We start from the raw sequence: 24,961 nt of genomic DNA on the forward strand, positions 1-24,961 counted from the left end.
CAGACTCAAGACAGGGGGTTCTTCGACAGCCAGTCCTTCGCGACCGCGTCCGCGCTCTCCTTGCCGACGTCGATCCGCTTGACCAGGTCGGTCAGGGCGTCCGTGGTCAGCTTGGCGTCGACCGCGTTCAGCGTCGCCACGATGTCGTCCGACTTGTGGTCGGTCCGGATCAGCGGAACGATGTTGTTCGGCGGCAGGATGTTCTCCGGGTCGTCGAGCTGCACCAGGCCCTGGTCCTTGATCACCGCCTGGGTGGTGAACAGGTTCGTCACCTGGATCTGGTTGTCGGTCAGCGCCTTGATGCTCAGCGGGCCGCCCGCGTCCAGCGTCTTGTACTCCTTGAACTCGACGCCGTACTTCTCCTTCAGGCCCTTCAGACCCGCCGACCGGACCTTGAACTCCGAGCTGCCGCCCGCGACCAGGTCCTTGCCCTTGAGATCGCCGAGCGACTTCAGGCTGTACTTGTCCGCGGTCGCCTTGGTGACCACGATCGTGTCCTCGTCGGCGGCCGGCGACTTCTCCAGCACCTCGAGACCGGGCGTCAACGCCTTCTTCAGCGCCTCGTACGCCTTGTCGGGGTCGGTCTCGGTGGAGTTCTTGTCGAAGTACGCCAGCGCGGCGCCGGTGTACTCCGGGACCAGGTCGACGGACCCGTCCTTGATGGCGGCCATGTAGGTCTCGCGGTTGCCGATGTTCGGCTTCTTCTTCACCTCGATGCCCTTGGCGGCCAGCGCCTGGCCGTAGATCTCCGCCAGCAGCTGGCTCTCGGAGAAGTCGGCGGACCCGACGGTGATGCTGGTCACCTTCGAGGGCGCGGGCGAGGAGCCCGCGTTGTCGCTGCCGAGCTGGTCGCCCCCACCCCCACAACCGGCCAGGCCGAGTACAGCCACCCCGGCGATCGCAGTACGGATGAGCGTGGATCTCAACACGAGAGCCTCCAGTGTTCTCGTTCAGCCATCGACCGGTGCCGATGGATGTCTCTCAAGTTCATCAGGTTCGTCGGACAGTTCAGCTGATCTTCAGTCCTGGCGAGACGGCGATCCGTCCGATCAGCGCGAAGAGCGCGTCGAGGGCGATGGCGAGGAGTGCCACCAGCAGGGCGCCGGTGAACATCTGGGGGAAGTCGCGGAGCTTGAGCCCGTCGACCACGTAGCGGCCGAGCCCGCCGAGCGACACCAGTGCGGCGATCGTCGCCGTGGACACGATCTGCAGGGTGGCGCTGCGGATGCCGGAGATGATCAGCGGCAGCCCGATCGGGATCTCCACCTTGGTGAGGATCTCGCGCCCGGTCATGCCCATTCCCCGCGCGGCGTCGATCGTGGCCGCGTCGACCCCGGACAGACCGGCGTACGTCGAGGCCAGGATCGGCGGGATGCCCAGCGCGACGAGTGCGATCAGCACCGGCAGGAAGCCGATCTGATCGGTCAGCAGCACCGCGATCATCAGCAGGCCGAGGCTCGGCAGAGCGCGGGCGGCGTTGCCCAGGTTGATGGCCAGGAACGCTCCGCGCCGCGTGTGCCCGATCCGCAGCCCGATCGGCAACGCGATCACGACGGACAGGCCGAGCGCGGCGAACGTGTACCAGAGGTGCTCGACGATCCGCGCCCAGATCCCCTCGTTGCCGGACCAGTTGAACGAGTCGGTCAGGTATTCCCACATGTCAGGCCACCTCTCCGACCGGGGTCGCGACCCGCGCCCATGGCGTCAGGATCCGTTGCAGTGTGACCAGGATCAGGTCCGCGACCAGCGCGAGCGCCAGCGACAGCACCACGCCGACCACGACCGGGGTGAGGAAGTCCTTCTGGAAGCCCAGCGTGAACAGCTCCCCCAGTCCGCCGATCCCGATCACCGCGCCGACGCTCACCATCGAGATGTTCGCGACGGTGACGACGCGCAGACCGGTGAAGATGACCGGTACGGCGATCGGCAGGTCCACCGCGACCACCCGGTGCAAGGCGCCGTACCCGACCGCGATCGCGGACTGCCGGACGTCGGGCGGTACGGAGCGGAGTCCGTCGATCACGTTCCGGATCAGCAGCGACACGGTATAGATGGTCAGCGCCACGATGATGTTGACCGTGGACAGCACCTTGGTGCCGAGGACCGCGGGGATGACGATGAACAACGCGATCGACGGCAGCGAGTACAGCACACCGCCGAACGCGATCAGCGGGTTCGCCAGCCAGGAGTAGCGCGTCGCGACGTACCCCAACGGCACCGAGATGATCAGCCCGAGGATGACCGGAACGATCGCCAGGTAGAGGTGCTCGCGCAACTGTTCCCAGATCAGTCCCAGGTTGTCGCCGATCCAGGTCATGAGCGCAAAGCTTCCGCGACCGTCGCTTGGTCGATGACGCCGACGGCCTTGCCGTCGTCGTCCACGCAGACTCCGCAGCCGGTCGGCGAGGTGAGTACGGCGTCCAACGCCGCGCGCAGCGAATCGCCGCGCTTGAAGACGGCGCCGACCGGCAGCAGCTCCTCGGACCCGTTCCGCCACCCGAGCGGTACGCCGTCCTGCAACGCCAACTCGTCCGGCAACGGCTTCACCGGCAGCTCTTCCGGGTGCACGAATGTCAGCGCCCGGTAACCCCGGTCCTGCCCCACGAACCCGCGGACGAACTCGTCGGCCGGGTTGGCGAGCAGCTCGGCCGGCGGTGCGAACTGGGCGAGCTTGCCACCGACCCGCAGTACGGCGACGTTGTCCCCGAGCTTGATCGCCTCGTCGATGTCGTGCGTGACGAACACGATCGTCTTGCCGATGTCGCGCTGCAGCCGGAGCAGCTCCTCCTGCAACTGGTGGCGGACGATCGGATCGACCGCGCTGAACGGCTCGTCCATCAGCATGATCGCGGGATCGGCCGCCAGCGCACGGGCGACGCCGACTCGTTGCTGCTGGCCCCCGGACAGCTGGGCCGGATACCGCTCGGCCAGCTTGACGTCGAGGCCGACGCGTTCGAGCAGCTCCATCGCCGTATCGTGCGCCTTGCGCTTGTCCCAGCCGATCAGCTTCGGCACGGTGGCGACGTTGTCCACGACCGTCTTGTGCGGGAACAGGCCGGCGTTCTGGATCACGTACCCGATCCCGCGGCGCAATGTCACGGCATCTCTGCCGTTGATGTCGTCGCCGTCGATCGAGATGGTCCCGCTGGTCCGCTCGATCGTGCGGTTGATCATCCGCAGCGACGTGGTCTTACCGCAGCCGGACGGGCCGACGAACACGGTGATCTGGTTGCTCGGGATCCGCAGGGACAGCTTGTCGACGGCGACGGTGCCGTCCGGATACCGCTTGGTGACGTCCTCGAACTCGATCATGGCGCCCCTTCGCGCTTGTCGTCGGTCGCCCGAAAGACCCTAGCGGACCGCGAGACTGAAGCCACGCGATCGGACGGTTTCTCGGTTCGTGGGAAAGTGCACTGTAACGATAGAGATACATAGAGATACCGAGGGTGGTCAGCTCTCCCGCATCGGAACCCTGACACCCTTGTCGTCGGCGACCTCGACAGCCTTGTCGTAGCCGGCGTCGACGTGCCGGATGACCCCCATCGCCGGGTCGTTGGTGAGTACCCGCTCGAGCTTCTGCCGGGCCAGATCGGTGCCATCGGCAACCGACACCTGGCCGGCGTGGATGGACCGGCCGATGCCGACGCCGCCGCCGTGGTGGATCGACACCCAGGACGCGCCGCTGGCCACGTTCACCATCGCGTTCAGCAACGGCCAGTCCGCGATCGCGTCCGAGCCGTCCAGCATGCCTTCGGTCTCCCGGTACGGCGACGCGACGCTGCCGGTGTCGAGGTGGTCGCGACCGATCACGATCGGCGCCTCGAGTTCACCGGAGGCCACCATCTCGTTGAACCGCAGCCCGGCCTTGTCGCGTTCGCCCTGACCGAGCCAGCAGATCCGGGCCGGCAGCCCCTGGAACGCGACCCGCTCGCCGGCCATCTTGATCCACCGCGACAGGTGCTCGTTGTCCGGGAACAGGTCCAGGATGGCCTGGTCCGTCTTCGCGATGTCCGCCGGGTTGCCGGACAGCGCGGCCCACCGGAACGGGCCCTTTCCTTCACAGAACAACGGCCGGATGTACGCCGGAACGAAGCCGGGGAAATCGAACGCGCGGCCGTAACCCGCTTTCCGCGCCTCGTCCCGGATCGAGTTGCCGTAGTCGAACACCTCGGCGCCCGCGTCCTGGAACCCGACCATCGCCTCGACGTGCCGGGCCATCGACTCCTGCGCGCGCTGGGTGAACCCGGCGGGGTCCTTCTCGCGCGCCGTCACCCAGTCCTCGAACTCGACGCCGACCGGCAGGTACATCAACGGATCGTGCGCCGACGTCTGGTCCGTCACCACATCGATGGGAGCGCCCCGACGCAGCAGATCGGGCACGATCGTCGCCGCGTTGCCGAGCACACCGATCGACAACGGCCGCCGCGCCGCCTTCGCCTCTTCCGCGAGCCGCAGCGCCTCGTCCACGGACGACGCCCGTACGTCGAGGTAGCGGTGCTCGATGCGCCGGTCGATCCGTGAGGAGTCGACGTCGACACAGATCGCGACGCCGTCGTTCATCGTGACCGCCAGCGGCTGCGCGCCACCCATACCGCCGAGGCCGGCGGTCAGCGTGACGGTACCGGCCAGCGTGCCTCCGAACTTCTTCTCCGCGACCGCGCCGAACGTTTCGTAGGTGCCCTGCAGGATGCCCTGCGTGCCGATGTAGATCCACGACCCGGCCGTCATCTGGCCGTACATCGTGAGCCCCATCGCCTCGAGCTTGCGGAACTCCTCCCAGGTGGCCCAGTCGCCGACCAGGTTCGAGTTCGCGATCAGCACCCGCGGCGCCCACTCGTGCGTCTGCATGACGCCGACCGGGCGCCCGGACTGCACGAGCATCGTCTCGTCGTCCTTCAGCGTGGTCAGCGTGCGCACCATCGCGTCGAACGAGTTCCAGTCGCGGGCGGCCTTGCCGGAACCGCCGTACACGACGAGTTCGTCAGGGTGCTCGGCGACCTCGGGGTCGAGGTTGTTCTGCAGCATCCGCAGCGCGGCCTCCTGCTGCCAGCCACGGGCGGTGCGGGTGGTTCCGCGGGGCGCGCGTACGGGACGGGGTCCGGACATGGGTGATCCAGCCTTTCTAGAGGAGCGGGCCGGTGACGGCCTCGGCGGCGGTGACATAGGTGCCGTCGGCAACAAGCCGGACGGAGTGCTCGAGTTCGGGCGCGAGATGCCGGTCGGTGCCCGGACCTTCGACGTACTCCCGGAGTGCGGTCCGGACGGCGGCGGTGGCCGGGGCCGGGTCCAGCGGCGCGCGCAGGTCGAGCGCCCGCGCGGCCGTGAGGATCTCGATCGCCAGCACCCGCTGCAGACCGTCGACCGCCTTGCGCAGCTTGCGCGCGGCCGACCAGCCCATCGAGACGTGGTCCTCCTGCATCGCGCTGCTCGGGATCGAGTCGACGCTCGCGGGTACGGCGAGGCGCTTCAGCTCGGAGACGATCGCGGCCTGGGTGTACTGCGCGATCATGTGGCCGCTGTCCACGCCCGGGTCGTCGGCCAGGAACGCGTTCAGGCCGTGGTTGCGCGCGATGTCGAGGAAACGGTCGGTACGCCGTTCGCTGATACTCGCGAGGTCCGCGACAGCGATCGCGAGGAAATCGAGCACGTACCCGACCGGAGCGCCGTGGAAGTTGCCGTTGGACTCGACCCGGCCGTCCGGGAGCACGACCGGGTTGTCGATCGCGGCGGCGAGCTCACGGCCGGCGACGCTCGCGGCGTGCGCGGCGGTGTCGCGGGCGGCACCGTGGACCTGAGGTGAGCACCTGAGGGAATAGGCATCCTGCACCCGGTTGCAGTCCGGACCGCGGTGGCTGGCGACGATGGCGCTGTTCTTGAGGATCGCGCGCAGATTGGCGGCGGAGGCGGCCTGGCCGGGGTGCGGGCGCAGCGCCTGCAGGTCCTCGGCGAACACCCGGTCGGTGCCGAGCTGAGCCTCGACGCTCATCGCGGCGGCCAGGTCGGCGGACTTGAACAGCCGGTCGAGATCGGCGAGCGCCAGGAGCAGCATGCCGAGCATGCCGTCGGTCCCGTTGATCAGCGCGAGGCCTTCCTTCTCGGCCAGGACGACCGGCTGCAGACCATGAGCTTCGAGGGCCTCGCCCGCGTCGCGAAGGTTGCCGTCGGCATCGCGGACCTTGCCCTCACCCAGGATCGCGAGGGCGACGTGGGACAGCGGGGCGAGGTCGCCCGAGCATCCGAGGCTGCCGTACTCGTGGACCACCGGCGTCAGGTGCGCGTTCAGCAGACCGGCGTACGCCTGGGCCGTCTCGACCTTCACACCGGTGCGGCCCGTGGCGAGGGTCGACAGCCGGAGCAGGGCCAGCGCCCGGACGACCTCGGTCTCGACCTCGGGACCGGAGCCGGCCGCGTGCGAGCGGATCAGGCTGCGCTGCAGCTGGGCCCGGAGCTCCGGCGCGATGTGCCGCGTGGCGAGCGCACCGAACCCGGTCGAGACGCCGTAGTGCGGGGTGTCCGCGTGGGCCAGCGCCTCGATCGCGGCGCGCGACTTCGCGATCTCCTCGAGGGCCTGGTCGTCGATCCGTACCTGCGCGCCGTACCGTGCGACCGCGACCACTTCGGCCGGGGCCAGCGGTCCGGTGCCGACATTCACCGTGCCGTTCACTGTGTGTTCCACCCGATCATTGGACCGCGCCCGGTCCCTCCTGGACAGCAGCGCCGTACCACAATTCGTCTCGGATCTGAGACAGCCTTCGCGACCCTCGGTAGCCGTAGAGTCCTGCCATGGTGTTCGAGATCCGGACGGCGCGGCCGGAGGATGCGGTGGGGATCGCCCGGGTCTGGGCTGCGGCGGTGCCACACCTGGTGAAGACCGCGGGGGCCATCGAGCTGCAACTCAAGCACGCCAAGAGCCAGGAAGTGCTGATCGCCGTCGACGGCGCGGAGGTCGTCGGGTACGCGAACATCTACCTGCCGCCGGCGGACGCCGAGGCGCCCCGGGTGCGGGTCACGATCCAGGTGCCGCCGGAGTACCGGAGGCGCGGGATCGGGAGTGCATTGACGACCACGGTCACAGATCGGTGCACGGGGTTCGGCGCCGGACGGCTGCTGGTAGTCGTGAGTGACGACTCTCGGGACTTCGCGACCAAGCGCGGGTTCACGATCGGCCGGCGGATGTCGCACTCCGCCGCCGACCTGACCGCGGCGCGCGAGCCGGTCGCGCCACCGGAGGGTTTGCGCGTGGCGACGTACGACGAACTGGACCCGCGGCAGGTGTACGACGCCGAGGTCCAGGTGCGCGACGACGACCCGAGCGGGCTGTCAGGCGGACCGGCGTACGAGGAATGGGTCCGTACGTCGTGGTCGAACCCGGACAACCGGTACGACCTGAGCGTCGCCGTACTGGACGGGGACCGGGTGCTGTCGTTCGTGACCACGACCGCGGATCCGGACCGCAAGCTGATCTGGTCGAATCTGACCGGGACGATCCCCTCGGCGCGTGGCCGCGGGCTGGCGAAGGTGGTGAAGTCCGTGGCGCTCGCCCGCTCACGGGATGCCGGGTTCACGGTCGCGTCGACCGGGAACGACGCGGCGAACGAACCGATGCTCGCGGTCAACCGGTGGCTCGGCTACCGCGAGACCGGCGGCGCCTGGACCGCGGAGAGGGCACTGTGAAGCGCCTCGCGATGTCACTGACCTTCTTCCTGGTGCTCGCGCTCGTCATCGGGTACATGGTGTCGGGCCCGTCCTTCATGGACTGGAGCGTGGCCGGCGGGCTGTTCGCGGTCGCGATCGCGGGCGAGGGCTTCCGCTTCTGGCTCCAGCGAACCCGCGCGAAGAAACGCTCCAACGTCTGAGACCCACTACGTCCGAAGAAGTGGCGAGGCGTCTCGCCAGTTCTTCGGACGTAAGAGGTCGCGGGGTTAGGGTGCCGTTGTGAGCGGCAACGTTCCCGCCTCGACCCGGACCCTGCGGGTCCTGACGTTTCTGGCCACGCAGCCTGGTCCCGTACCGATGGAGCGCATCGCCTCCGCGGTCGGGTTGCCGCGCTCGTCGACGTACCACTTGCTGCGGGCAATGATCGACGAGGGGTTCGTCGTGCATCTGCCCGAGGAGAAGCGGTACGGGCTGGGGGTGGCCGCGTTCGAGATCGGGTCCGCGTACCTGCGGCACGATCCACTCGAGCGGCTGGCGCGGCCGCTGCTCGTACAGCTGGTGCACGAGGTGGGGCAGACCGCGCATCTCGGCGTACTGCACGGTCGGGAGCTGGTGTATCTCCTGAAGGAGCAGCCGCCGCGCCCGGTCACATTGGTGACCGACGTCGGCGTACGGCTGCCTGCCACCCTGACCGCCTCCGGTCGCGCGTTGCTCGCCGAACTCCCGCCTGCCCAGGTACGAGCGTTGTTCCCGGCGCCGGAGTCCTTCGTCCGGCGTACCGACCTGGGACCTCAGACGCTCACCCAACTCCGCCGCATCCTCGCCGACGAGAAACGCCAGGGCTTCGCCGTAGAGGACTCCTTCATCACCCCCGGCGTTGCCTCGGTAGCCAGCGCCGCTGTAGACCACGCCGGCCACCCGGTAGCCGCCATCAGCGTCACCTTCCGCACCGACGCAGTCCCCACCACCGACCGCCCCCACCTGGCGCACAAAATCCGCCAGGCCGCCAAAGCCCTAACCCGCCGACTGCACGGCTAGAGCCGGCGTCGGCTACCAGGAGGATTTGGTGATGCCGGGGAGTTCGCCTCGGTGGGCTAGTTGGCGGAAGTTGATTCGGGAGAGGCCTGCTTTGCCGATGTAGCCGCGGGGGCGGCCGTCGACGGTGTCTCGGTTGCGGATTCGGGTGGGGCTGGCGTCGCGTGGGAGCTTTTGGAGGCTTAGTTGGGCCTCGGCGCGGTCCTCGGGGGACGTTGCCGGGTTGGCGATGGTCGCCTTCAGGGTGGCGCGGCGGTCGGCGTACTTGGTGGCGGTTCGGCGGCGGTGGTTGTTGCGGGCGATCTTCGCCGTGGTGGCCATTACCGCTCTTCGCGGAAGTCGACGTGAGCGCGGAGCTTGGGGTCGTACTTGCGGATCACCAGGCGGTCGGGATTGTTCCGGCGGTTCTTGCGCGTTACATAGGTGAAGCCGGTGCCTGCGGTACTGCGGAGTTTGACGATGGGGCGGAGGTCGTTGCGCTTGGCCATGCCGCCCAGTGTACTTTGTATTGGTTATCGTTTTCAATAAGACGGGAGAGCAGATGCTGCCGGTGACCTTGCTGACGGGTCTCGACGACGGGTTCCGCGGCGCCGTCGCGGGGAATCTGCTGGCCGCCGCCGGCCCGCGGGGCGTCCTGGTGGAGTACGACGTGAGCGCCCTGAGCACCGGCTCCGTGGTCCGGGTCGCGCGCACCGCCGCCGGCGTGATCGACCGCGAGGTGATCACGATGGACCACCCGTGTGTCTCCTGCGCGATGCGCGGCTCGCTCGTCCAGCTCCTGGCGAGCATCGCCGCCGTCGAGCAGTACGACGTCGCGATCGTGAACGTCCCCACCGCCGGCGACACGCACGCGATCGCGGCCGAGATCGATCACGACACCGACCTGACCGTCGACGCGGCCATCACCACCGTCGACACGGCGACCGCGACCGCCGACCTGACCGGCGAAGACCTGATCCGGGAGCGCGGCATCCCGACCGCGGCCGAGGATGGTCGCGCGATCGCCGAGGTCGTCGTACGGCAACTCGAGTCCGCCAACGCCGCCGTCCTGAGCCGCGACGACGACACCGTCCGCGGGCTGCTCCAAGCGATCAACCCGCAACTCCTGATCAGGACCACACCGGCCGGCCTGCTCGGCCTCCGCCTGAACGTTCCCACCGTCGAAAACGGCTCGATCGCCGCACCGTCAGAGCGCACCTTCGTCTGGCAGGCAGCGCGTCCGTTCCACCCGGAGCGGCTGTACGACGCCCTCGAGGACCTGGTCGCCGGCACGGCGCGCGGCCGCGGCACGCTCTGGATCGCGACCCAGCACCGCAGCCGGCTCAGCTGGGACAGCTTCGGCACGAACATCTCGATCGGCGTCCTCGGCCCGTGGCTGGCCGATCTCCCGGCAGACCGCTGGGCAGCCGTCGGGCAGCAGCACCAGGCGCGGTCGGCCCTTGAGTGGCATCCCGAGTACGGCGATCGCGCGTCGTACCTCTCGCTGACAGGCGTCGACCTGGACGCCCGGGAATTACAGGAGCGCCTCGACGGTTGTGTCCTGCGTGCGGACGAAGCGGTCCACCCCCTGACCGATCCGTTCGCTCCCTACTTGGAAGGAAGTACCGCAGCATGAAGAAGGACATCCACCCCGACTACCGCCGGGTCGTCTTCCGGGACAAGTCCGGCGACTTCAGCTTCCTCACCGGTTCGACCCGCGAGAGCAACGAGACCATCGAGTGGCACGACGGGAACACCTACCCGGTCGTCGACGTCGAGATCTCGTCCGCGAGCCACCCGTTCTACACGGGCCAGCAGCGCGTGATGGACACCCAGGGCCGCGTGGAGAAGTTCAAGAAGCGCTACGGCCAGAAGTAACCACTGGCCTTCAACGGCCCGTTGCCTCCCGAGGCGACGGGCCGTTTCGCATGATCAGGACTTGTGGCAGAAGGCCTGCAGCCACCGTCCGCCCGAGCGCACGTAGACCTGGCTGATCCATTCCTCGATCTCGTACGGCGTCCCGTCCCAGTGCCCCGAACTCGCCTTCCGGGCGGTGAGAACGACCGTGTCGCCGACCCGAGCGATCCGCTCGTCACCAACGGTGGTCATCGTGTGGTGCTGCAGCCGGCCGGACGCGATCCAGCCGATGATGTCCGCCTTGGGTGTGACTCCCCGGGCATCGACGGCGACCCAGTCGTCGGTCCAGCAGCTCGCGATCAGCTCGGCGTCGTTGCCGATCAGCACCGCGTCCGACGCGGCCGCCTCGGCGCGTACTTCGTCCTCGACTGTCATGCGTCCGATTCTGCGCTCCCACAGGTCAGCGTCTCGAATCCGAGACGTTGGGGCGGGCGCGGCGCTTACTCCAGAGGCCGGGGCGGTTCCACACTGTGGGGATGGAGCCGGTTGAGCTGACGGGTGCCGGGTTGAGCCCGCTGGAGGCGGTGGCGCTCGGGCAGCGGCGTACGGCGGTGCGGTTGGGTGACGACGCCCGGAAGCGGATGGACGAGTCGGCGCGGGTGGTGGCCGAGGTCGCGGGGCGGCGGCCGGTGTACGGGCGGACCACGGGCGTCGGGGCGAACCGCGACGTACTGACGTCCGACCCGGAGCACGGCGCGCGGTTGCTCGGATCGCATTCCACCACCGGTACGACGTCGTACCCGAAGGACGTCGTACGGCTCGGGCTGCTGATCCGGGTGAACCAGCTCGCGGCGGGCGGGTCCGGGCTCGACCCGGCGGTGGCGGACGCGATCGTCGAGCTGCTCAACGACGACGATCTCCCCGACCTGCACCGCGGCGGCGCGATCGGCACCGGCGACCTCGGCCCGCTCGCCGAACTCGGGCTCGCGCTCGGCGACGTCATCGACGGGACCAGTGCGCTCCCGCTGCTGTCCAGCAACGCGCTCACGCTCGCGGACTGCTGCCTCGCGTACGTCGAGGCCGCCACGCTGATCAACGTCGTACCGCTGGTCGGCGCCCTGTCCCACGTCGCGCTCCGCGGCAACGCCGAGGTGTACGACGTCCGCGTCCAGGAGGCCCGTCCGCAGCCGGGGCAGGTCCGGGTCGCGCGCCGGATGCGCGAACTGCTCGACGAGCTGCCGCTGCCGCCTGCCCGGATCCAGGATCCCTTCGGGTTAAGGGCTTTCGCACAGGTCCTCGGCCCCGCCGTCGACCACGCCGATGCCTTGGGCAACAGTGTGCGGATCGACATCAACGCCGCCGCGGAGAACCCGCTGGTGAGCGGCGGCACCGTGCTCCACAACGGCAACTGGCACGCGATGCCGATCGCGCTCGCGCTGGACTCGCTGCGACTCAGTCTGCACAGTGTCGCGACTCTCTCCACCACCCGGGTCGCGAACCTGGTCGACCCGGACTACACCGGCCTCAGCCGCTTCCTGGCGAGCGGCGCCGAGGCGAGCTCGGGCGTGATGATGATCGAGTACGTCGCCCATGACGCCCTCGCCGCGGTCCGTTCGGCCGCGCAACCCGCGACTCTCGGTACGGCGACGTTGTCCCGCGGCGCCGAGTTGCACGCCAGCTTCGCGCCGCAAGCCGCCGTACTGACCAAGCAACTCCTCGACGCGCTCCGTGAAGTCCTCGCCAGCGAACTCGTCACCGCCGTCCGCGCAATCCGCCTGGCCGGCCTGACACCCGACGACCTCGCCCCGGCAGCCGTCGCCCCGTGGCTGACCGACGCCCTCGCGGCGCTCCCCGACGACCTGGCCGACCGATCACTCCGCGAGGACCTGGAAATCGCCCGCGGCCTCCTCACCCAGTGGGGCGACCGCCAGGTCGAGCACCCGGCCGAATCGGGCTAGCTGGCACGGACGACAGGAGGTGTCCGCGCCCGCCGGGCACATTCACGCTCAGCGCACACCGCCAAGCGGCGATTTCCGCCGATACCTCCTGTCCTGCGTGCACACATCTACAGCCGAACGAGCATCTTCCCGACGTTCTCGCCGCGCAGCATCGCGAGGAACGCGTCGACCAGGTGCTCGAACCCCTCGACCACCGTCTCGTCGGAGGTGACCGCTCCGGACCGCAGGTGCGGGGTCAGGAAGTCGATCAGCTCCGGGCGCAGGTCGAGGTGGTTGCGGACCAGGAATCCTTCCAGCCGTAGCTCCTTGTCGACGATGTCGAACAGGTTCCGCGGTGCGACGTCTGCCTGATGGTTGTAGGTCGACACCGCGCCGCACCACGCGATCCGGCCGTTCTGCTTGAGTACGTCGATCGCGGCGGCCAGGTGCTCCCCGCCGACGTTGTCGAGGTACGCGTCGACACCGTCCGGTGCCGCGGCCGCCAACTGCTCGACCAGATCGCCGCGCCGGTAGTTGATCGCGGCGTCGAACCCGACCTCGGCAACCAGGTGCTTCGCCTTCTCGTCCGAGCCGGTCGTGCCGATGACGCGCCCGGCGCCGAGCAGTTTCGCGATCCGCGCCGCCGCCGTACCGACTCCGCCGGCGGCCGCCGAGACCAGGAGGGTCTCGCCGGGTTGAAGGTTCAGGATGCGCTTGAGGCCGACGTACGCGCTCAGCCCGGTGCCGCCGAGGATCCCGAGATGGGCGGACAGCGGCACGCCGGGCGCCTCGTCGATCCGGCGGCTCTCGTCGGGAGTCACGACTGCGTGCGTCCGCCAGCCCTGCCGGTGGAACACGATGTCCCCGACGGCGTACGCCGGGGTTTCGCTCTGGAGGACCCGACCGAGCGCACGTCCTTCGCCCGGGGTGTTCAACGGCCACCACTCGTCGGCATCCATCAGCTGGCGCATGTACGGATCGACCGACAGCAAGACGTTCTCGACCAGGACCGTGCCAGGCCGGGGCTCGAGGGTCGGCGACTGCACCGACTCGAAGAGGTCGGCGGTAGGGACGCCGTCGGGACGGCCGATGAGTTGGATCTCTCGCATCGGGCCAGCCAAGATCAACCGACGGCGGCGACACCAGAGAGTTAGCGTAGTGCTTAATGATCAGCTACCGGCTCGGCGTCGACGACCTCGCCGACATGCGGTTCGCCTGCTCGCCGCTGCTCGAGACGGCGACCAGCCTCTGGGCGCTCTACGAGCCGTCCAGTCACGTCGTACACCTGCCATGGATCCGGCCGACCAGCACTCTGCTGCGCAACCACCCGGAGCGGGACCTGCTGATGGCACTGGTCGCTCCGGAAGTTCAGTGGCTGCCCGACTTCATCACGCCGCGACCCACCTCGCCGCTGCCGGACGTCGAGGAGGAGCTCGCGAAGGTCCGCGCGACCCCGCCTCGCCGCGCGGTCGCCGACGTGATCCGCGCGTACGACGGTCGTCGACTCCCGCCCGTCCTCGAGCAGCTGTGCGCGAACCCGCGCCGGCTGCGCGACCGGGTCGGTTCGGCGATCGCGTCGTACTGGGAGTTCGCCGTGGAGCCGCACTGGCCGCGCATGCGGATGCTGCTCGAGGCGGACATGGTCCACCGCGCGCAACTGCTCGCCCGCGACGGCGCGGCGGCCGTCCTCACCGGATTGGATCCGTCGGCACAGTGGTCCGACGGGGTACTGCGGCTGCGAGTCTCGTCGTACCGACTCGACTACGACGCCGAGGTCCGTGGCCGGGGCTTCTGGCTGGTGCCGACGCTGTTCGCGAAGCACGCGATCAGTCCCGTCGACCCGTCCGAGCCACCGACCGTCGCGTATCCCGCACGCGGCATCGGCACCCTCTGGTCACCCCCAACCACACCGGCGCCGCGCGCGCTGGAGGACTTGCTCGGGAAACCCCGCGCCTCCTTGCTGACGGACCTCACGGCCCCGACATCCACCCGCGAACTGGCTCGTCGTCGAGAGGTCTCCCCCAGCGCCATCTCCCAGCACCTGGCCACGTTGCTCGCCAGCGGCCTGGTCACCCGCGCCCGCGCCGGCCGCGTCGTCTTGTACGCGCGAACTCCCCTTGCCGATCAACTGATCGATCAGAGCCGGTTGTAGGCCTTGAGCGTGCGCAGTGCGCCGACCGTGACGATGCCGCGGTACTCGAGGTGGGCGGCCGGTCCGGGGGGTTCCCAGGTGATGGCCCAGCCGCCGTCGTCCTGCTGGTCCTCGATCAGGCGATCGAGGTGGGCGTCGAGCTGGGCGTCGGTGAAGAGCGGTCGCCAGAAGCTGTCCGGGGTCTGGGCGAGATGGAGCGGAGTCACGCCGTACGTCGGGTCCGCGGCGTCGGCGCGGAACCACTGGAGCTTGGGCAACCAGTCGCGGATGCGATCCAGGTCGACGTCATCGGTGTGTTCCAGGAACTCCAGAGCCTCGTGCAAACCGTGGGCGTCCTCCGGGAACCCGTCCGCCAGTTGCGCCGCGCACCAAGCACCGGCCCGGTCGCGCCAGGGGTGTTCGAAGCCGAGCTTGTGCAGGCGGCCGACCAGGCCAGCGGTGGGGTTGATCCCGGGCTGGTAGGTCCACTCGGTGATGTGCTCGGCGCGCGGGTAACCCTCGACCGCCGGACCACACAACGGCACCGCGCCGTCGGAGTTCGCGGTCCGGTCGAGCCAGTCCGCCGCCCGCCGCACCATCTCCTCGTCCCGGGCCTCGGCCGCGAGCAACGTGTCGAACGCGACCTCGACGTCCAGCGGCAGGCTGTCCGGACACCGCTTGTCCGGCTCCAGTCCCTGCCCGAACCCGCCGTCGGCGTTCTGGAACCCACGCAACGCGTCGACCACACCCTGCGGATCAGCTCCCTCGAAAACAGTCGCGAAGAGCCGCCGCTCGAGCACCCGAGCGTCCCGCCGTACAAAGTCCCGACCTGCCGTGAAGATGTCCATACCCGTACCTTTACCCATCCCCACCGACAGGTCTTGAACGAATCGGACGTCACGGCTCGAAGCGGTAGCCCATTCCTGGTTCCGTCAGCAGGTGTTGTGGGCGGGCCGGGTCGGGTTCGAGTTTGCGGCGGAGCTGGCCCATGTAGAAGCGGAGGTTGCCGCTCGCGGTTTCGTAGCCGGGGCCCCAGACCTCTGTCAGGAGCTGGCGCTGGGACATGAGCTTGCCGGGGTTGCGGACCAGGACCTCCAGCAGATGCCACTCGGTGGGGGTGAGGCGGACGTCCTCGCCGTTCTCGAGCGTGACGCGCTTCGCGGCCAGATCCACGACGGCGCCGCCGACGGTCACCACCGGCTGGTCCTGGGCGAGGTTGCTGCGCCGCAGTACGGCGCGCATCCGGGCCAGCAGCTCGTCGATCCCGAACGGCTTCGTCACGTAGTCGTCCGCGCCGGCGTCCAGCGCCTCGACCTTGTCGGTCTGGTCGGTCCGCCCGGACAGCACCAGGATCGGCGCGTCGGTCCAGCCGCGCAGTCCGCGGATCACGTCCACGCCGTCGAAGTCCGGCAGCCCGAGGTCGAGGATCACCAGCTCCGGCGGATGCTGCGCGGCGACCTTCAACGCCGACGTACCGGTGCCGGCCAGATGCACCTCGTACCCGCGCGCCTTCAGGTTGATCTGCAACGCCCGCACGATCTGCGGCTCGTCGTCGACCACCAGAACTCTGGTCACTCCGTGTCTCCTGATCTCTCGCGGGCGCCTGGAACCGGGGCCTCCGAAGCCTGCGCCGTCGGGATCGCGACCACCATGGTCAGTCCACCACCTGGGGTGTCCTCGGGCTGCAAGGTGCCGTGCATCGCCTCGGCGAGTCCTCGGGCGAGCGCCAGCCCGAGCCCGACGCCGACGGTGTTGTCGGTGTCGCCGAGCCGCTGGAACGGCGCGAACACCCGGTCCCGGTCCGCGCGCGGGATCCCGGGGCCGCGGTCGATCACCCGGATCTCGACGATGTCGCCGAGGGCGCTCCCGGTGATCAGCGGCGGCCGCTCGGGCGGCGAGTAGCGGATCGCGTTCGCCAGGAGGTTCGCCACGACGCGCTCCAGCAGCGCCGGGTCCGCCTCGACCAGCGGCAGCGTGTGCGGGATGTCGACGGTCACCCGGTCGGCGTCGTCACCCAGCTCGGACAGTACGCCGGGCACGATCTCGTCCATCGCCATCGGCCGCGTGAAGACCGGCAGTACGCCGGCCTGCAGCCGACTCAGGTCGAGCAGGTTGTCCACCAGCCGCGACAGCCGGTCGAGCGACTCGTCCGCGGTCTCCAGCAACTCCTTGCGTTCGGCGTCGGTCCACTCGACATCGTCACTGCGCAGGCTGGTGACGGAGGCCTTGGCCGAGGCCAGCGGCGACCGCAGGTCGTGCCCGACCGCGCGGAGCAACGCCGTACGCAGCTTGTCGGCCTCGGCGAGCGGCTTCGCTTCGGCCGCGGCCTCACTCAGCCGCCCTCGGTCCACGAGCGCGGCCGCGTGCGCCGCGAAGGCTCCGACCAGCCGGCGCTCGTCCGCCGCCAGCTGATGCCCTTGCAGCACCAGCACCAGGTCATCCCGGGCCGGGATCTCCGCGTCGGCTTCCTCCGGACGCGTGCAGGTCAGGGTCCCGGCCGATGCGAGCGGTCGCCATACCTCGGTCAGCTCGTCGTCGTCGACGCGCTCCATCAGGCACGCCCCGGTCATCCCGAACGCCTCGCGCACCCGCTCCAGCAGGGCGGGCAGCGCGGTCTCACCGCGCAGTACCGATCCGGCCAAGGTCGCCAACGTCTCCGATTCCGCGGCCGCCCGGGCCGCTTGTCTGGTACGCCGTGCCGCGCGGTCGACGACCGTACTGACCATGGCCGCGACCAGGATGAAGATCAGCAACGCCAGCGCGTTGTTCAGCTCGGCGATCGTGAACGTCCGCTTCGGCGGGGTGAAGAAGTAGTTGAGCACCAGCGATCCGGCGATCGCGGTCACCATCGCCGGCCACATCCCACCGACCAGCGACACCACCACGACGGCGAACAGGAACGCCAGCACGTTGCTGGTCAGGTTGAGCGTGTCACCGCCGAGCCCGAGGAGCAGCGCGAGCAGCGGCGGCAGGGCGACGGCCAGTACGAAGCCCTGGATCTTCCGTTTCCGGGACAGACTGCCCCGGAGCCTGGGCAACCGGCCGCGGCCCATCAGCGAATGCGTGACCAGGTGTACGTCGATATCGCCGGAGTCGCGGATCGTCGTCGACCCGATCCCCGGGCCGGTGACCAGCGTCGACAGCCGGCTGCGGCGCGAGCCGCCGAGGACGAGCTGGGTGGCGTTCTCGGCCCGCGCGAAGGTCAGCAGCGCGGCCGGAATGTCGTCACCGACCACCTGGTGGTAGGTCCCGCCGAGTTTCTCGACCAGGTTCCGCTGCTCGGCGAGCTTGGTCGGGTTCGCGCCGGTCAGCCCGTCGGAGCGCGCCACATGGACCGCGAGCAGGTCGCCGCCGGACGACCGCGCCGCGATCCGCGCGGCCCGCCGGATCAGCGTCTCGCCCTCGGGACCGCCGGTCAGCGCGACCACCACCCGCTCGCGGGCCTCCCAGGTGGAGTCGATGTCGTGTTCCGCGCGGTACTGCTGCAGACCGGCGTCGACCCGGTCGGCGAGCCAGAGCAGCGCGAGCTCCCGCAGCGCCGACAGGTTGCCGACCCGGAAATAGTTGCCCAGGGCAGCGTCCACCTTGTCGGCGGCGTAGATGTTGCCGTGCGCCATCCGCCGGCGCAACGCCTCCGGTGTCATGTCGACGAGCTCGATCTGGTCCGCGGCCCGGACCACGCGGTCCGGGACCTTCTCCTGCTGCGGTACGCCGGTGATCTTCTCGACCACGTCGTTGATCGACTCGAGGTGCTGGATGTTGACCGCCGAGATCACGTCGATCCCGGCGGCCAGCAGCTCCTCGATGTCCTGCCAGCGCTTCTCGTTCCGGCTGCCCGGGACGTTGGTGTGCGCCAGTTCGTCGACCAGCGCGACCTCCGGCCGGCGCGCGAGCACCGCGTCGATGTCCATCTCGGTGAAGCTCGCGCCCCGGTAGTCGAGGATCCGGCGCGGGATCGTCTCGAGCCCGGCCAGCATCTCCGCGGTGTGCTCGCGCCCGTGGGTCTCGACGAACCCGACCACCACGTCCGTGCCCCGGGCCAGCCGTCGCTGACCCTCGCCCAGCATCTTGTAGGTCTTGCCAACGCCGGGCGCGGCACCCAGGTAGATCCGCAGATGCCCGCGGCCGCCAGTACTCATACTCGAATGATCGCAGGTCAGCCGAGCGCGGCCAGCGCGTTGTTCAGCTTCACCACGTTGACGGCGGGCTCACCCAGGAATCCCAGCGTGCGGCCCTGCGTGGCGTCCTCGACGAGTTTCTGCACCGTGGCGACCGGCAGGTTCCGCTCGCGGGCGACCCGGTTGACCTGCAGAGCGGCGTACGCCGGACTGATGCTCGGGTCGAGGCCGCTCGCGCTGGCGGTCACCGCGTCCGGCGGGACCTGGGACGGGTCGACACCCTCCAGCTCCGCGACCGCCTTGCGGCGCTCGTCGATCGCCGCGATCAGGTCGGCGTTGTTCGGCCCGAGGTTCGAGCCGCCGCTCGCCGCGCCGTCGTACGCGCTCGCGGACGGCCTGGTCTGGAACCACTTCGGGTCGGCGACCATGATCGCCTTGCCATCGGCGTCCTTCTTGCCGCTGTCCATCGTGTACGCCTGGCCGATCAGGTCGGAGGCGACGTCCTTGCCGTCGATCTTGACGATCGAGCCGTTCGCGTTGCCGTGGAACAGCGCCTGGGCGGCCCCGGTCATCACCAGCGGGTAGACGATCCCGAGGACCGCCGTGAACACGAGCAGCGCCCGCAGCGCCACCCCGAACTGCCGGACCGAGCCGGGCAGATTGCTTGCCATGAACAACTACCTCTCAACGAAGCCCGGGGATCAAGGAGATCACCAGGTCCAGGAGCTTGATGCCGATGAACGGGGTGATCAGGCCGCCGAGGCCGTACACCAGCAGGTTGCGGCGCAGCATCGCCGACGCGGACGACGGCCGGTACCGGACGCCGCGCAGCGCCAGCGGCACCAGCAGCACGATGATGATCGCGTTGAACACGATGGCCGACACGATCGCCGACTGCGGCGAGTGCAGCCCCATGACGTTCAGCTTGTCCAGCCCCGGGTACGCCGACGCGAACAGCGCCGGCAGGATGGCGAAGTACTTCGCCACGTCGTTCGCGATCGAGAACGTGGTCAGCGAACCGCGGGTGATCAGCAACTGCTTGCCGATCTCGACGATCTCGATCAGCTTGGTCGGGTTGGAGTCGAGGTCGACCATGTTGCCGGCCTCCTTCGCGGCCGACGTCCCGGTGTTCATCGCCACGCCGACATCGGCCTGCGCCAGCGCCGGGGCGTCGTTGGTGCCGTCACCGGTCATCGCGACCAGGCGACCGCCCTCCTGCTCCTTCTTGATCAGCGCCATCTTGTCCTCGGGCGTCGCCTCGGCCAGGAAGTCGTCGACCCCGGCCTCCTCGGCGATCGCCTTCGCGGTCAGCGCGTTGTCACCGGTGATCATCACGGTCCGGATGCCCATCGCGCGCATCTGGTCGAACCGTTCCCGCATCCCTTCCTTGACCACGTCCTTCAGGTGGATCACGCCGAGCGCCCGCGCCGTACCGTTGATGCTCTCGGCAACGACCAGCGGCGTGCCGCCGGAGGCCGAGATGCCGTCGACGATCTCGCCGAGCTTCGGGTCCGTGGTGCCGCCGTGCCGGCTGATCCACGCGTTCACCGCACCGGCGGCGCCCTTGCGGACCTGCCGGCCGTCGACGTCCACGCCGCTCATCCGGGTCTGCGCGGTGAACTCCACGAACGTCGCGTGCGGAAGCTCACCGGTGTGCCGCTCACGCAGCCCGTAGCCGGTCTTCGCGAGTACGACGATCGACCGGCCCTCCGGCGTCTCGTCCGCGAGGCTGGACAGCTGCGCCGCGTCGGCCAGCTCGGTGTCGCCCACGCCCCGAACCGGGATGAACTCCGACGCCTGCCGGTTGCCCAGCGTGATCGTGCCGGTCTTGTCCAGCAGCAGCGTGTTCACGTCACCCGCGGCCTCGACCGCACGGCCGGACATCGCCAGCACGTTGCGCTGCACCAGCCGGTCCATACCGGCGATACCGATCGCGGACAGCAGCGCACCGATCGTGGTCGGGATCAGGGCGACCAGCAGGGCCACCAGGATCACGATGCTCAGGTTCGTGTGCGCGTAGTTCGCGAACGTCGGCAGCGTCGCCGTCGCGATCAGGAACACGATGGTCAGGCTGGCCAGCAGGATGTTCAGCGCGATCTCGTTCGGCGTCTTCTGCCGCGCCGCGCCCTCGACCAGTGCGATCATCCGGTCGATGAAGCTCTCGCCGGGCCTGGTGGTGATCTTCACGACGATCCGGTCGGACAGCACCTTCGTCCCGCCGGTGACCGCGCTGCGGTCGCCGCCGGACTCGCGGATGACCGGCGCCGACTCACCCGTGATCGCCGACTCGTCCACCGAAGCCACCCCCTCGACGACGTCACCGTCGCCGGGGATGATCTGGCCGGCCTCGACGACCACGAGGTCGCCGAGCGTCAACTGGGTGGCCGGGACCTCTTCCTCCCGGTCGCCGACCAGGCGCCGGGCGGTGGTCTCGGTCTTGGCGCGACGCAGCGTCTCCGCCTGCGCCTTGCCCCGGCCCTCCGCGACGGCCTCCGCCAGGTTCGCGAAGATCACGGTCAGCCAGAGCCAGACCACGATCCACCAGACGAACACGCTGGGATCGGTGACCGCCTTGATCGTGGACGCAGCCGCGCCCACCTCGACCACGAACATGACCGGGTTCTTCACCATCACCCGCGGGTCGAGCTTCCGCAGCGCGTCCGGCAAGGACGTCAGCAGCATCTTCGGGTCGAACGCACCCGACGGCGCTTTCTTCGGGGTCACCGCCGGCTGCTGCGCGGGCGGTGTCATTACGGTGGTCACAGTCCCTCCGCGAGGGGTCCGAGAGTCAGTGCGGGGAAGTAGGTCAGGCCGGTCACGATCAGGACGACGCCGACGAGCATCGTCACGAACAAGGCCTTGTGGGTGGGCAGCGTGCCCTGGGTCACCGGTACCGGCTGCTGCTGGGCGAGTGAACCCGCGAGCGCCAGCGCCAGCACGATCGGCACGAACCGGCCGAGCAGCATCACCAGCCCGAGAGCGGTGTTGTAGAACGGGATGTTCGCACTGATTCCGGCGAACGCGCTGCCGTTGTTGTTACCGGCCGACGTGAACGCGTACAGCACCTCGGAGAAGCCGTGCGGGCTGTCGGTGTTCAGGATCGAGGCCCGGGCCACCGCCAGTCCCATCGCGAGCGAAGCACCGACCAGTACGACGGTCGGCGTCGCGAGGATGTACAGCGAGACCAGCTTCATCTCGCGTGCGGTGATCTTCTTCTGCAGGTACTCCGGTGTCCGGCCGACCATCAGGCCCGCGACGAACACGGCCAGGATCGCGAGGATCAGCATGCCGTACAGCCCGGTGCCGGTACCGCCCGGTGAGACCTCGCCGAGCATCATGTGGAACAGCGCCGTACCGCCGCCGAGTGGGGTGAACGAGTCGTGCATGGAGTTCACCGCTCCGGTCGACGTACCGGTCGTCGAGGTCGCGAAGAGCGCCGACGCCCATTCGCCGAACCGGGTCTCCTTGCCCTCCATCGCGGCGCCCGCGGCCCGGGTCGCCGTACCGGCGCCCTGGTTCTCGAAGAACGTCGCGGAGAACGTGAAGGCCGCCCACAGCGTGCCCATCACGCCGAGGATCGCGTACCCCTGGCGCTTGTCCTTGATCATCAGGCCGAAGGTCCGGGTGATGCAGACCGGGATGAGCAGCAGCAGGAAGATCTCGAACAGGTTCGACAGGCCGTTCGGGTTCTCGAACGGGTGCGAGGAGTTCGCGTTGTAGAAGCCGCCGCCGTTGGTGCCGAGCTCCTTGATGACTTCCTGGCTCGCCACCGGGCCGCCGGGAATGTGCTGGGTCTGGCCGACGACCGAGGTCACCTCGTGACCGCCGGAGAAGTTCTGCACCACGCCGGTCGCGACCAGCACCAGCGTGCCGATCACGGCGATCGGGAGCAGGATGCGCAGCGTGGTCCGGGTCAGGTCGACCCAGAAGTTGCCGAGCCGGTCGGTCTTGGCCCGGGCGAACCCGCGGATCAGCGCGACCGCGACGGTCATACCGACGGCCGCCGACAGGAAGTTCTGCACCGCGAGGCCGGCGAACTGGACCAGGTGGCCCATCACCGCTTCCGGCACGTAGCTCTGCCAGTTGGTGTTCGAAACGAAGGACGCGGCGGTGTTGAACGCCAGCCCAGACTCGACGTTCGGCAGGCCGAGCGACAGCGGCAGCCAGTGCTGCAGGCGCTGGAGCAGGTACAACAGCACCACGCTCAGCGCGGAGAAGGCGATCAGCGAGCGGGCGTACACGGCCCAGGTCTGATCGGCCTTCGAGTCGACGCCGAACAGCTTGTACGCCCAGCGCTCGACGCGCAGGTCCTTGTCGGACGTGTAGACCCTGGCCATGTAGCCGCCGAGCGGACGGTAGACGGCCGCCAGGCACACGAGGAGAAGGCCGACCTGCAACAGGCCGGCAGCGGTGTCGGACATCAGAACCTCTCGGGAAAGACCAGGGCGGCGATCAGGTAGAGGACCAGAGCAACGGCCACGACCAGGCCGGCGATGTTCTCGGCGCTCACAGCTTCTCCACTCCACGTAGCGCGAGCCAGACGGCCGCGAACACGACGACGGTGACGGCGAGGTAGATCACGTCGTGCATGACGGCGCCACCTCACAGTGAAAATTGCTCATGAGGTCAACTGGACACCCGCTAGCTGCCTGGTCAGGAGGGTTCTCGCAGGCCTCTCACACCCGCTGACACAGCTCTCACAGGCTTCTCACATACTTGCGCTGGTATTCCGCACACACAGACAAGGGACAATCACCCACGTGACTGAACTGGACACCCCCGCCCCCGCCGAGCAGTTCTTCTCCGCGGAGACCCGGACCGCCCTCGCCGAAGCGAGCCGCAAGCTCGCCGAACGGCTCCAGGCGCACACCGACGCCCTGCTCGCGATGACGGGCGACGAGGAACACACCACGCTGTACGAGCACAACGCCGCGCTCGAAGGCGTGGTCGAGGACTGGAACGACGCGGTCTTCGAGCACACCGGTACGTCGCCGTTGCTGCTGGACGACGCGGCCGACGACGAGGAGGACGAAGACGTCGAGCAGGACCACGTGATCAGCGTGGTGTCGCGGTTCGACCTGCGCGTGGTCGACCTGGACGCGCTGATCGAGGCCGGCCGCGCCGCCCAGGAGCGGCACCCGGCCGAACTGGACGAGTCCGGTGACCGCGAGCCGGTCGACTCCGCCGAGCAGGCGATCTACGAGATCAGCCGTGAGGTCGGCGAGGCCTGGTTCGAGCTGCCCGGTATCGAGATGGTGGCCGGCGCCCGCGCGTACGTCGTACCCGAACCGCCCTTCGAGCCGCTCGACGCGGACGCCGAGGACGTCGTCACCGAGCTCATCGCCCCGAACGGCGTGGCCACCCACGCCGAGACCTGGGCCTAGACGAGCAACTCTCCGTCCAGCACGGTGATCGCCTGGCCCTTCAGGTAGACGCGGTCGCCGGACGGTACGACCTGGACGACACCGCCTCGGGCGGACGCCTGGTAGCCCACCAGTTCGTCCCGCCCGAGGCGCTCGGCCCAGTACGGCGCCAGGCTCGTGTGCGCGCTCCCGGTCACCGGATCCTCCGGGATCCCACTCCCCGGCGCGAAGAACCGCGACACGAAGTCGTACGCCGAACCCTGCGCCGTCACGATCACGCCCCGCAGCTTCTCCCGCTGGATGATCACCGTCATCACGTCGTAGTCCGGGACCACCGCACGCACCGTCGCCTCGTCACGGACGACGACCAGGAGATCGCGGAGTTCGCCCGCGATGTAGACCTCTGAGGGCTCGACCGCCAACGCAGCTCGGAGCCCCTCCGGAACCGGCGCCGCGATCGGCCGGTTGATCGGAAAATCCAGCGTGATCCCGTCGTCAGCGACCGTCGCGGTCAGGATGCCGCTCAGCGTCGCGAAGGCGATCTTCCCGGAAACCTTGCCGTCCGAGGCCAGCGCATGCGTGGTCGCGAGCGTGGCGTGGCCGCAGAGCACCTCTTCCTGCGTCGGCGTGAACCAGCGCAGGTCCCAGTCCGCGTCGGCGCGCTTCGACGGCCGGGCGAACGCGGTCTCGGCGTGATTCATCTCAGCGGCAACCGACCGCATCCAGTTCTCGTCCGGCCAGTCCCCGGCCTCGAGCACACAGACGCCCGCCGGATTCCCGGCGAAGGCTCGGTCAGCGAACGCATCGACCACACGGATCCTCATGCCCTAGACGCTAACGGCTGCCACGACCCCCGTTCCATAACCACTTCTCCTCCCAGTGGCC

Annotated in this window: 26 protein-coding genes; 8 read left to right on the forward strand and 18 right to left on the reverse strand. The window is 69.1% G+C overall.

The genetic code is table 11. The features are described from left to right. Positions 1–5 precede the first annotated feature (5 nt). The 6 genes from E0H50_RS01275 to hutH all read right to left on the reverse strand — a co-directional run bounded on the left by E0H50_RS01275 (position 6) and on the right by hutH (position 6,676). Positions 6–929 (reverse strand): ABC transporter substrate-binding protein, encoded by a 924-nt coding sequence (locus tag E0H50_RS01275; RefSeq protein ID WP_131283857.1) that lies wholly within the window; start codon positions 927–929, stop codon positions 6–8. A 79-nt stretch (positions 930–1,008) separates the two neighbouring features. Next, positions 1,009–1,659: an ABC transporter permease gene (locus E0H50_RS01280; RefSeq protein ID WP_131283859.1), complete on the reverse strand. Its 651-nt coding sequence runs from the start codon at positions 1,657–1,659 to the stop codon at positions 1,009–1,011. A gap of 1 nt (position 1,660) precedes the next feature. Continuing rightward, complete coding sequence (locus E0H50_RS01285) at positions 1,661–2,317, reverse strand: ABC transporter permease (RefSeq protein ID WP_131283861.1); 657 nt, start codon at positions 2,315–2,317, stop codon at positions 1,661–1,663. Continuing rightward, the gene (locus tag E0H50_RS01290) at positions 2,314–3,312 is read right to left on the reverse strand and encodes an ABC transporter ATP-binding protein (protein WP_131283863.1); all 999 of its coding nucleotides are present in this window, start codon (positions 3,310–3,312) and stop codon (positions 2,314–2,316) included. Before E0H50_RS01290 ends, E0H50_RS01285 begins: the two co-directional genes overlap by 4 nt. A gap of 138 nt (positions 3,313–3,450) precedes the next feature. Continuing rightward, positions 3,451–5,106 (reverse strand): urocanate hydratase, encoded by a 1,656-nt coding sequence (gene hutU / locus E0H50_RS01295; RefSeq protein ID WP_131283865.1) that lies wholly within the window; start codon positions 5,104–5,106, stop codon positions 3,451–3,453. Between the two features lie 16 nt (positions 5,107–5,122). Continuing rightward, positions 5,123–6,676 (reverse strand): histidine ammonia-lyase, encoded by a 1,554-nt coding sequence (gene hutH, locus E0H50_RS01300; protein WP_238150700.1) that lies wholly within the window; start codon positions 6,674–6,676, stop codon positions 5,123–5,125. 107 nt (positions 6,677–6,783) lie between these two features. On the opposite strand from hutH, the gene E0H50_RS01305 reads away from it, so the two are divergent. The 3 genes from E0H50_RS01305 (at position 6,784) to E0H50_RS01315 (ending at position 8,694) form a co-directional block, all read left to right on the forward strand. Further along, a complete protein-coding gene (locus E0H50_RS01305; protein ID WP_238150701.1) occupies positions 6,784–7,674 on the forward strand; it encodes a GNAT family N-acetyltransferase in 891 nt (296 codons plus the stop codon). Beyond that, a complete protein-coding gene (locus E0H50_RS01310) occupies positions 7,671–7,856 on the forward strand; it encodes a hypothetical protein (RefSeq protein WP_131283867.1) in 186 nt (61 codons plus the stop codon). Before E0H50_RS01305 ends, E0H50_RS01310 begins: the two co-directional genes overlap by 4 nt. A gap of 79 nt (positions 7,857–7,935) precedes the next feature. After that, positions 7,936–8,694 (forward strand): IclR family transcriptional regulator, encoded by a 759-nt coding sequence (locus tag E0H50_RS01315; protein ID WP_131283869.1) that lies wholly within the window; start codon positions 7,936–7,938, stop codon positions 8,692–8,694. A 12-nt stretch (positions 8,695–8,706) separates the two neighbouring features. On the opposite strand, the gene rpsN is transcribed toward E0H50_RS01315, so the two are convergent. Continuing rightward, positions 8,707–9,012: a 30S ribosomal protein S14 gene (gene rpsN, locus E0H50_RS01320; RefSeq protein WP_131283871.1), complete on the reverse strand. Its 306-nt coding sequence runs from the start codon at positions 9,010–9,012 to the stop codon at positions 8,707–8,709. Next, entirely contained in the window at positions 9,012–9,179 is a 168-nt protein-coding gene (gene rpmG / locus E0H50_RS01325; protein ID WP_131283873.1) for a 50S ribosomal protein L33, read from the reverse strand. The genes rpsN and rpmG overlap by 1 nt, the downstream gene beginning before the upstream one ends. Positions 9,180–9,232: 53 nt before the next feature. Here rpmG and E0H50_RS01330 point away from each other — a divergent pair, with 53 nt between their 5' ends. Continuing rightward, positions 9,233–10,306, forward strand: coding sequence for a GTP-binding protein (locus E0H50_RS01330; protein ID WP_131283875.1), 1,074 nt, complete (start codon positions 9,233–9,235; stop codon positions 10,304–10,306). Further along, positions 10,303–10,548 carry a type B 50S ribosomal protein L31 gene (locus E0H50_RS01335; RefSeq protein ID WP_131283877.1) on the forward strand — a complete coding sequence of 82 codons (246 nt, stop codon included), beginning with the start codon at positions 10,303–10,305 and terminating at the stop codon, positions 10,546–10,548. The genes E0H50_RS01330 and E0H50_RS01335 overlap by 4 nt, the downstream gene beginning before the upstream one ends. A gap of 54 nt (positions 10,549–10,602) precedes the next feature. Here the strand turns inward: E0H50_RS01335 and E0H50_RS01340 are convergent, their stop codons facing one another. Continuing rightward, positions 10,603–10,962 carry a nuclear transport factor 2 family protein gene (locus E0H50_RS01340; protein ID WP_131283879.1) on the reverse strand — a complete coding sequence of 120 codons (360 nt, stop codon included), beginning with the start codon at positions 10,960–10,962 and terminating at the stop codon, positions 10,603–10,605. Between the two features lie 101 nt (positions 10,963–11,063). Between E0H50_RS01340 and E0H50_RS01345 the strand changes: the two genes are divergently transcribed. Then, complete coding sequence (locus tag E0H50_RS01345) at positions 11,064–12,485, forward strand: aromatic amino acid lyase (RefSeq protein ID WP_131283881.1); 1,422 nt, start codon at positions 11,064–11,066, stop codon at positions 12,483–12,485. A gap of 107 nt (positions 12,486–12,592) precedes the next feature. Here E0H50_RS01345 and E0H50_RS01350 read toward each other — a convergent pair whose 3' ends face one another. Then, entirely contained in the window at positions 12,593–13,573 is a 981-nt protein-coding gene (locus tag E0H50_RS01350) for an NADP-dependent oxidoreductase (RefSeq protein WP_202867963.1), read from the reverse strand. A 56-nt stretch (positions 13,574–13,629) separates the two neighbouring features. Here E0H50_RS01350 and E0H50_RS01355 point away from each other — a divergent pair, with 56 nt between their 5' ends. Continuing rightward, positions 13,630–14,616 (forward strand): ArsR/SmtB family transcription factor, encoded by a 987-nt coding sequence (locus E0H50_RS01355; RefSeq protein WP_131283885.1) that lies wholly within the window; start codon positions 13,630–13,632, stop codon positions 14,614–14,616. On the opposite strand, the gene E0H50_RS01360 is transcribed toward E0H50_RS01355, so the two are convergent. The 7 genes from E0H50_RS01360 to kdpF are packed head-to-tail and all read right to left on the reverse strand — an operon-like array spanning position 14,601 to position 23,223. Continuing rightward, positions 14,601–15,443, reverse strand: a complete 843-nt coding sequence (locus E0H50_RS01360) for a prenyltransferase/squalene oxidase repeat-containing protein (protein WP_131283887.1) — start codon at positions 15,441–15,443, stop codon at positions 14,601–14,603. The genes E0H50_RS01355 and E0H50_RS01360 overlap by 16 nt on opposite strands. A 49-nt stretch (positions 15,444–15,492) precedes the next feature. Further along, positions 15,493–16,170 carry a response regulator gene (locus tag E0H50_RS01365; RefSeq protein WP_131283889.1) on the reverse strand — a complete coding sequence of 226 codons (678 nt, stop codon included), beginning with the start codon at positions 16,168–16,170 and terminating at the stop codon, positions 15,493–15,495. Then, entirely contained in the window at positions 16,167–18,734 is a 2,568-nt protein-coding gene (locus tag E0H50_RS01370) for a sensor histidine kinase (RefSeq protein ID WP_131283891.1), read from the reverse strand. The genes E0H50_RS01365 and E0H50_RS01370 overlap by 4 nt, the downstream gene beginning before the upstream one ends. A gap of 17 nt (positions 18,735–18,751) precedes the next feature. Further along, positions 18,752–19,384 (reverse strand): K(+)-transporting ATPase subunit C, encoded by a 633-nt coding sequence (gene kdpC / locus E0H50_RS01375; RefSeq protein ID WP_131283893.1) that lies wholly within the window; start codon positions 19,382–19,384, stop codon positions 18,752–18,754. A gap of 13 nt (positions 19,385–19,397) precedes the next feature. After that, the gene (kdpB, locus tag E0H50_RS01380; protein ID WP_131284962.1) at positions 19,398–21,464 is read right to left on the reverse strand and encodes a potassium-transporting ATPase subunit KdpB; all 2,067 of its coding nucleotides are present in this window, start codon (positions 21,462–21,464) and stop codon (positions 19,398–19,400) included. Positions 21,465–21,472: 8 nt separating this feature from the next. Further along, positions 21,473–23,134, reverse strand: a complete 1,662-nt coding sequence (gene kdpA, locus E0H50_RS01385; protein ID WP_131283895.1) for a potassium-transporting ATPase subunit KdpA — start codon at positions 23,132–23,134, stop codon at positions 21,473–21,475. Then, entirely contained in the window at positions 23,134–23,223 is a 90-nt protein-coding gene (kdpF, locus tag E0H50_RS01390; RefSeq protein WP_131283897.1) for a K(+)-transporting ATPase subunit F, read from the reverse strand. Before kdpF ends, kdpA begins: the two co-directional genes overlap by 1 nt. Positions 23,224–23,473: 250 nt before the next feature. Between kdpF and E0H50_RS01395 the strand changes: the two genes are divergently transcribed. Further along, positions 23,474–24,097, forward strand: a complete 624-nt coding sequence (locus E0H50_RS01395) for a hypothetical protein (protein ID WP_238150702.1) — start codon at positions 23,474–23,476, stop codon at positions 24,095–24,097. On the opposite strand, the gene E0H50_RS01400 is transcribed toward E0H50_RS01395, so the two are convergent. After that, on the reverse strand, positions 24,094–24,900 hold the full coding sequence (locus E0H50_RS01400) for a PhzF family phenazine biosynthesis protein (protein WP_131283899.1): 807 nt from the start codon (positions 24,898–24,900) through the stop codon (positions 24,094–24,096). The genes E0H50_RS01395 and E0H50_RS01400 overlap by 4 nt on opposite strands. Positions 24,901–24,961: the final 61 nt, after the last annotated feature.

Source organism: Kribbella sindirgiensis (assembly GCF_004331435.1).
Lineage (GTDB): Bacteria > Actinomycetota > Actinomycetes > Propionibacteriales > Kribbellaceae > Kribbella > Kribbella sindirgiensis.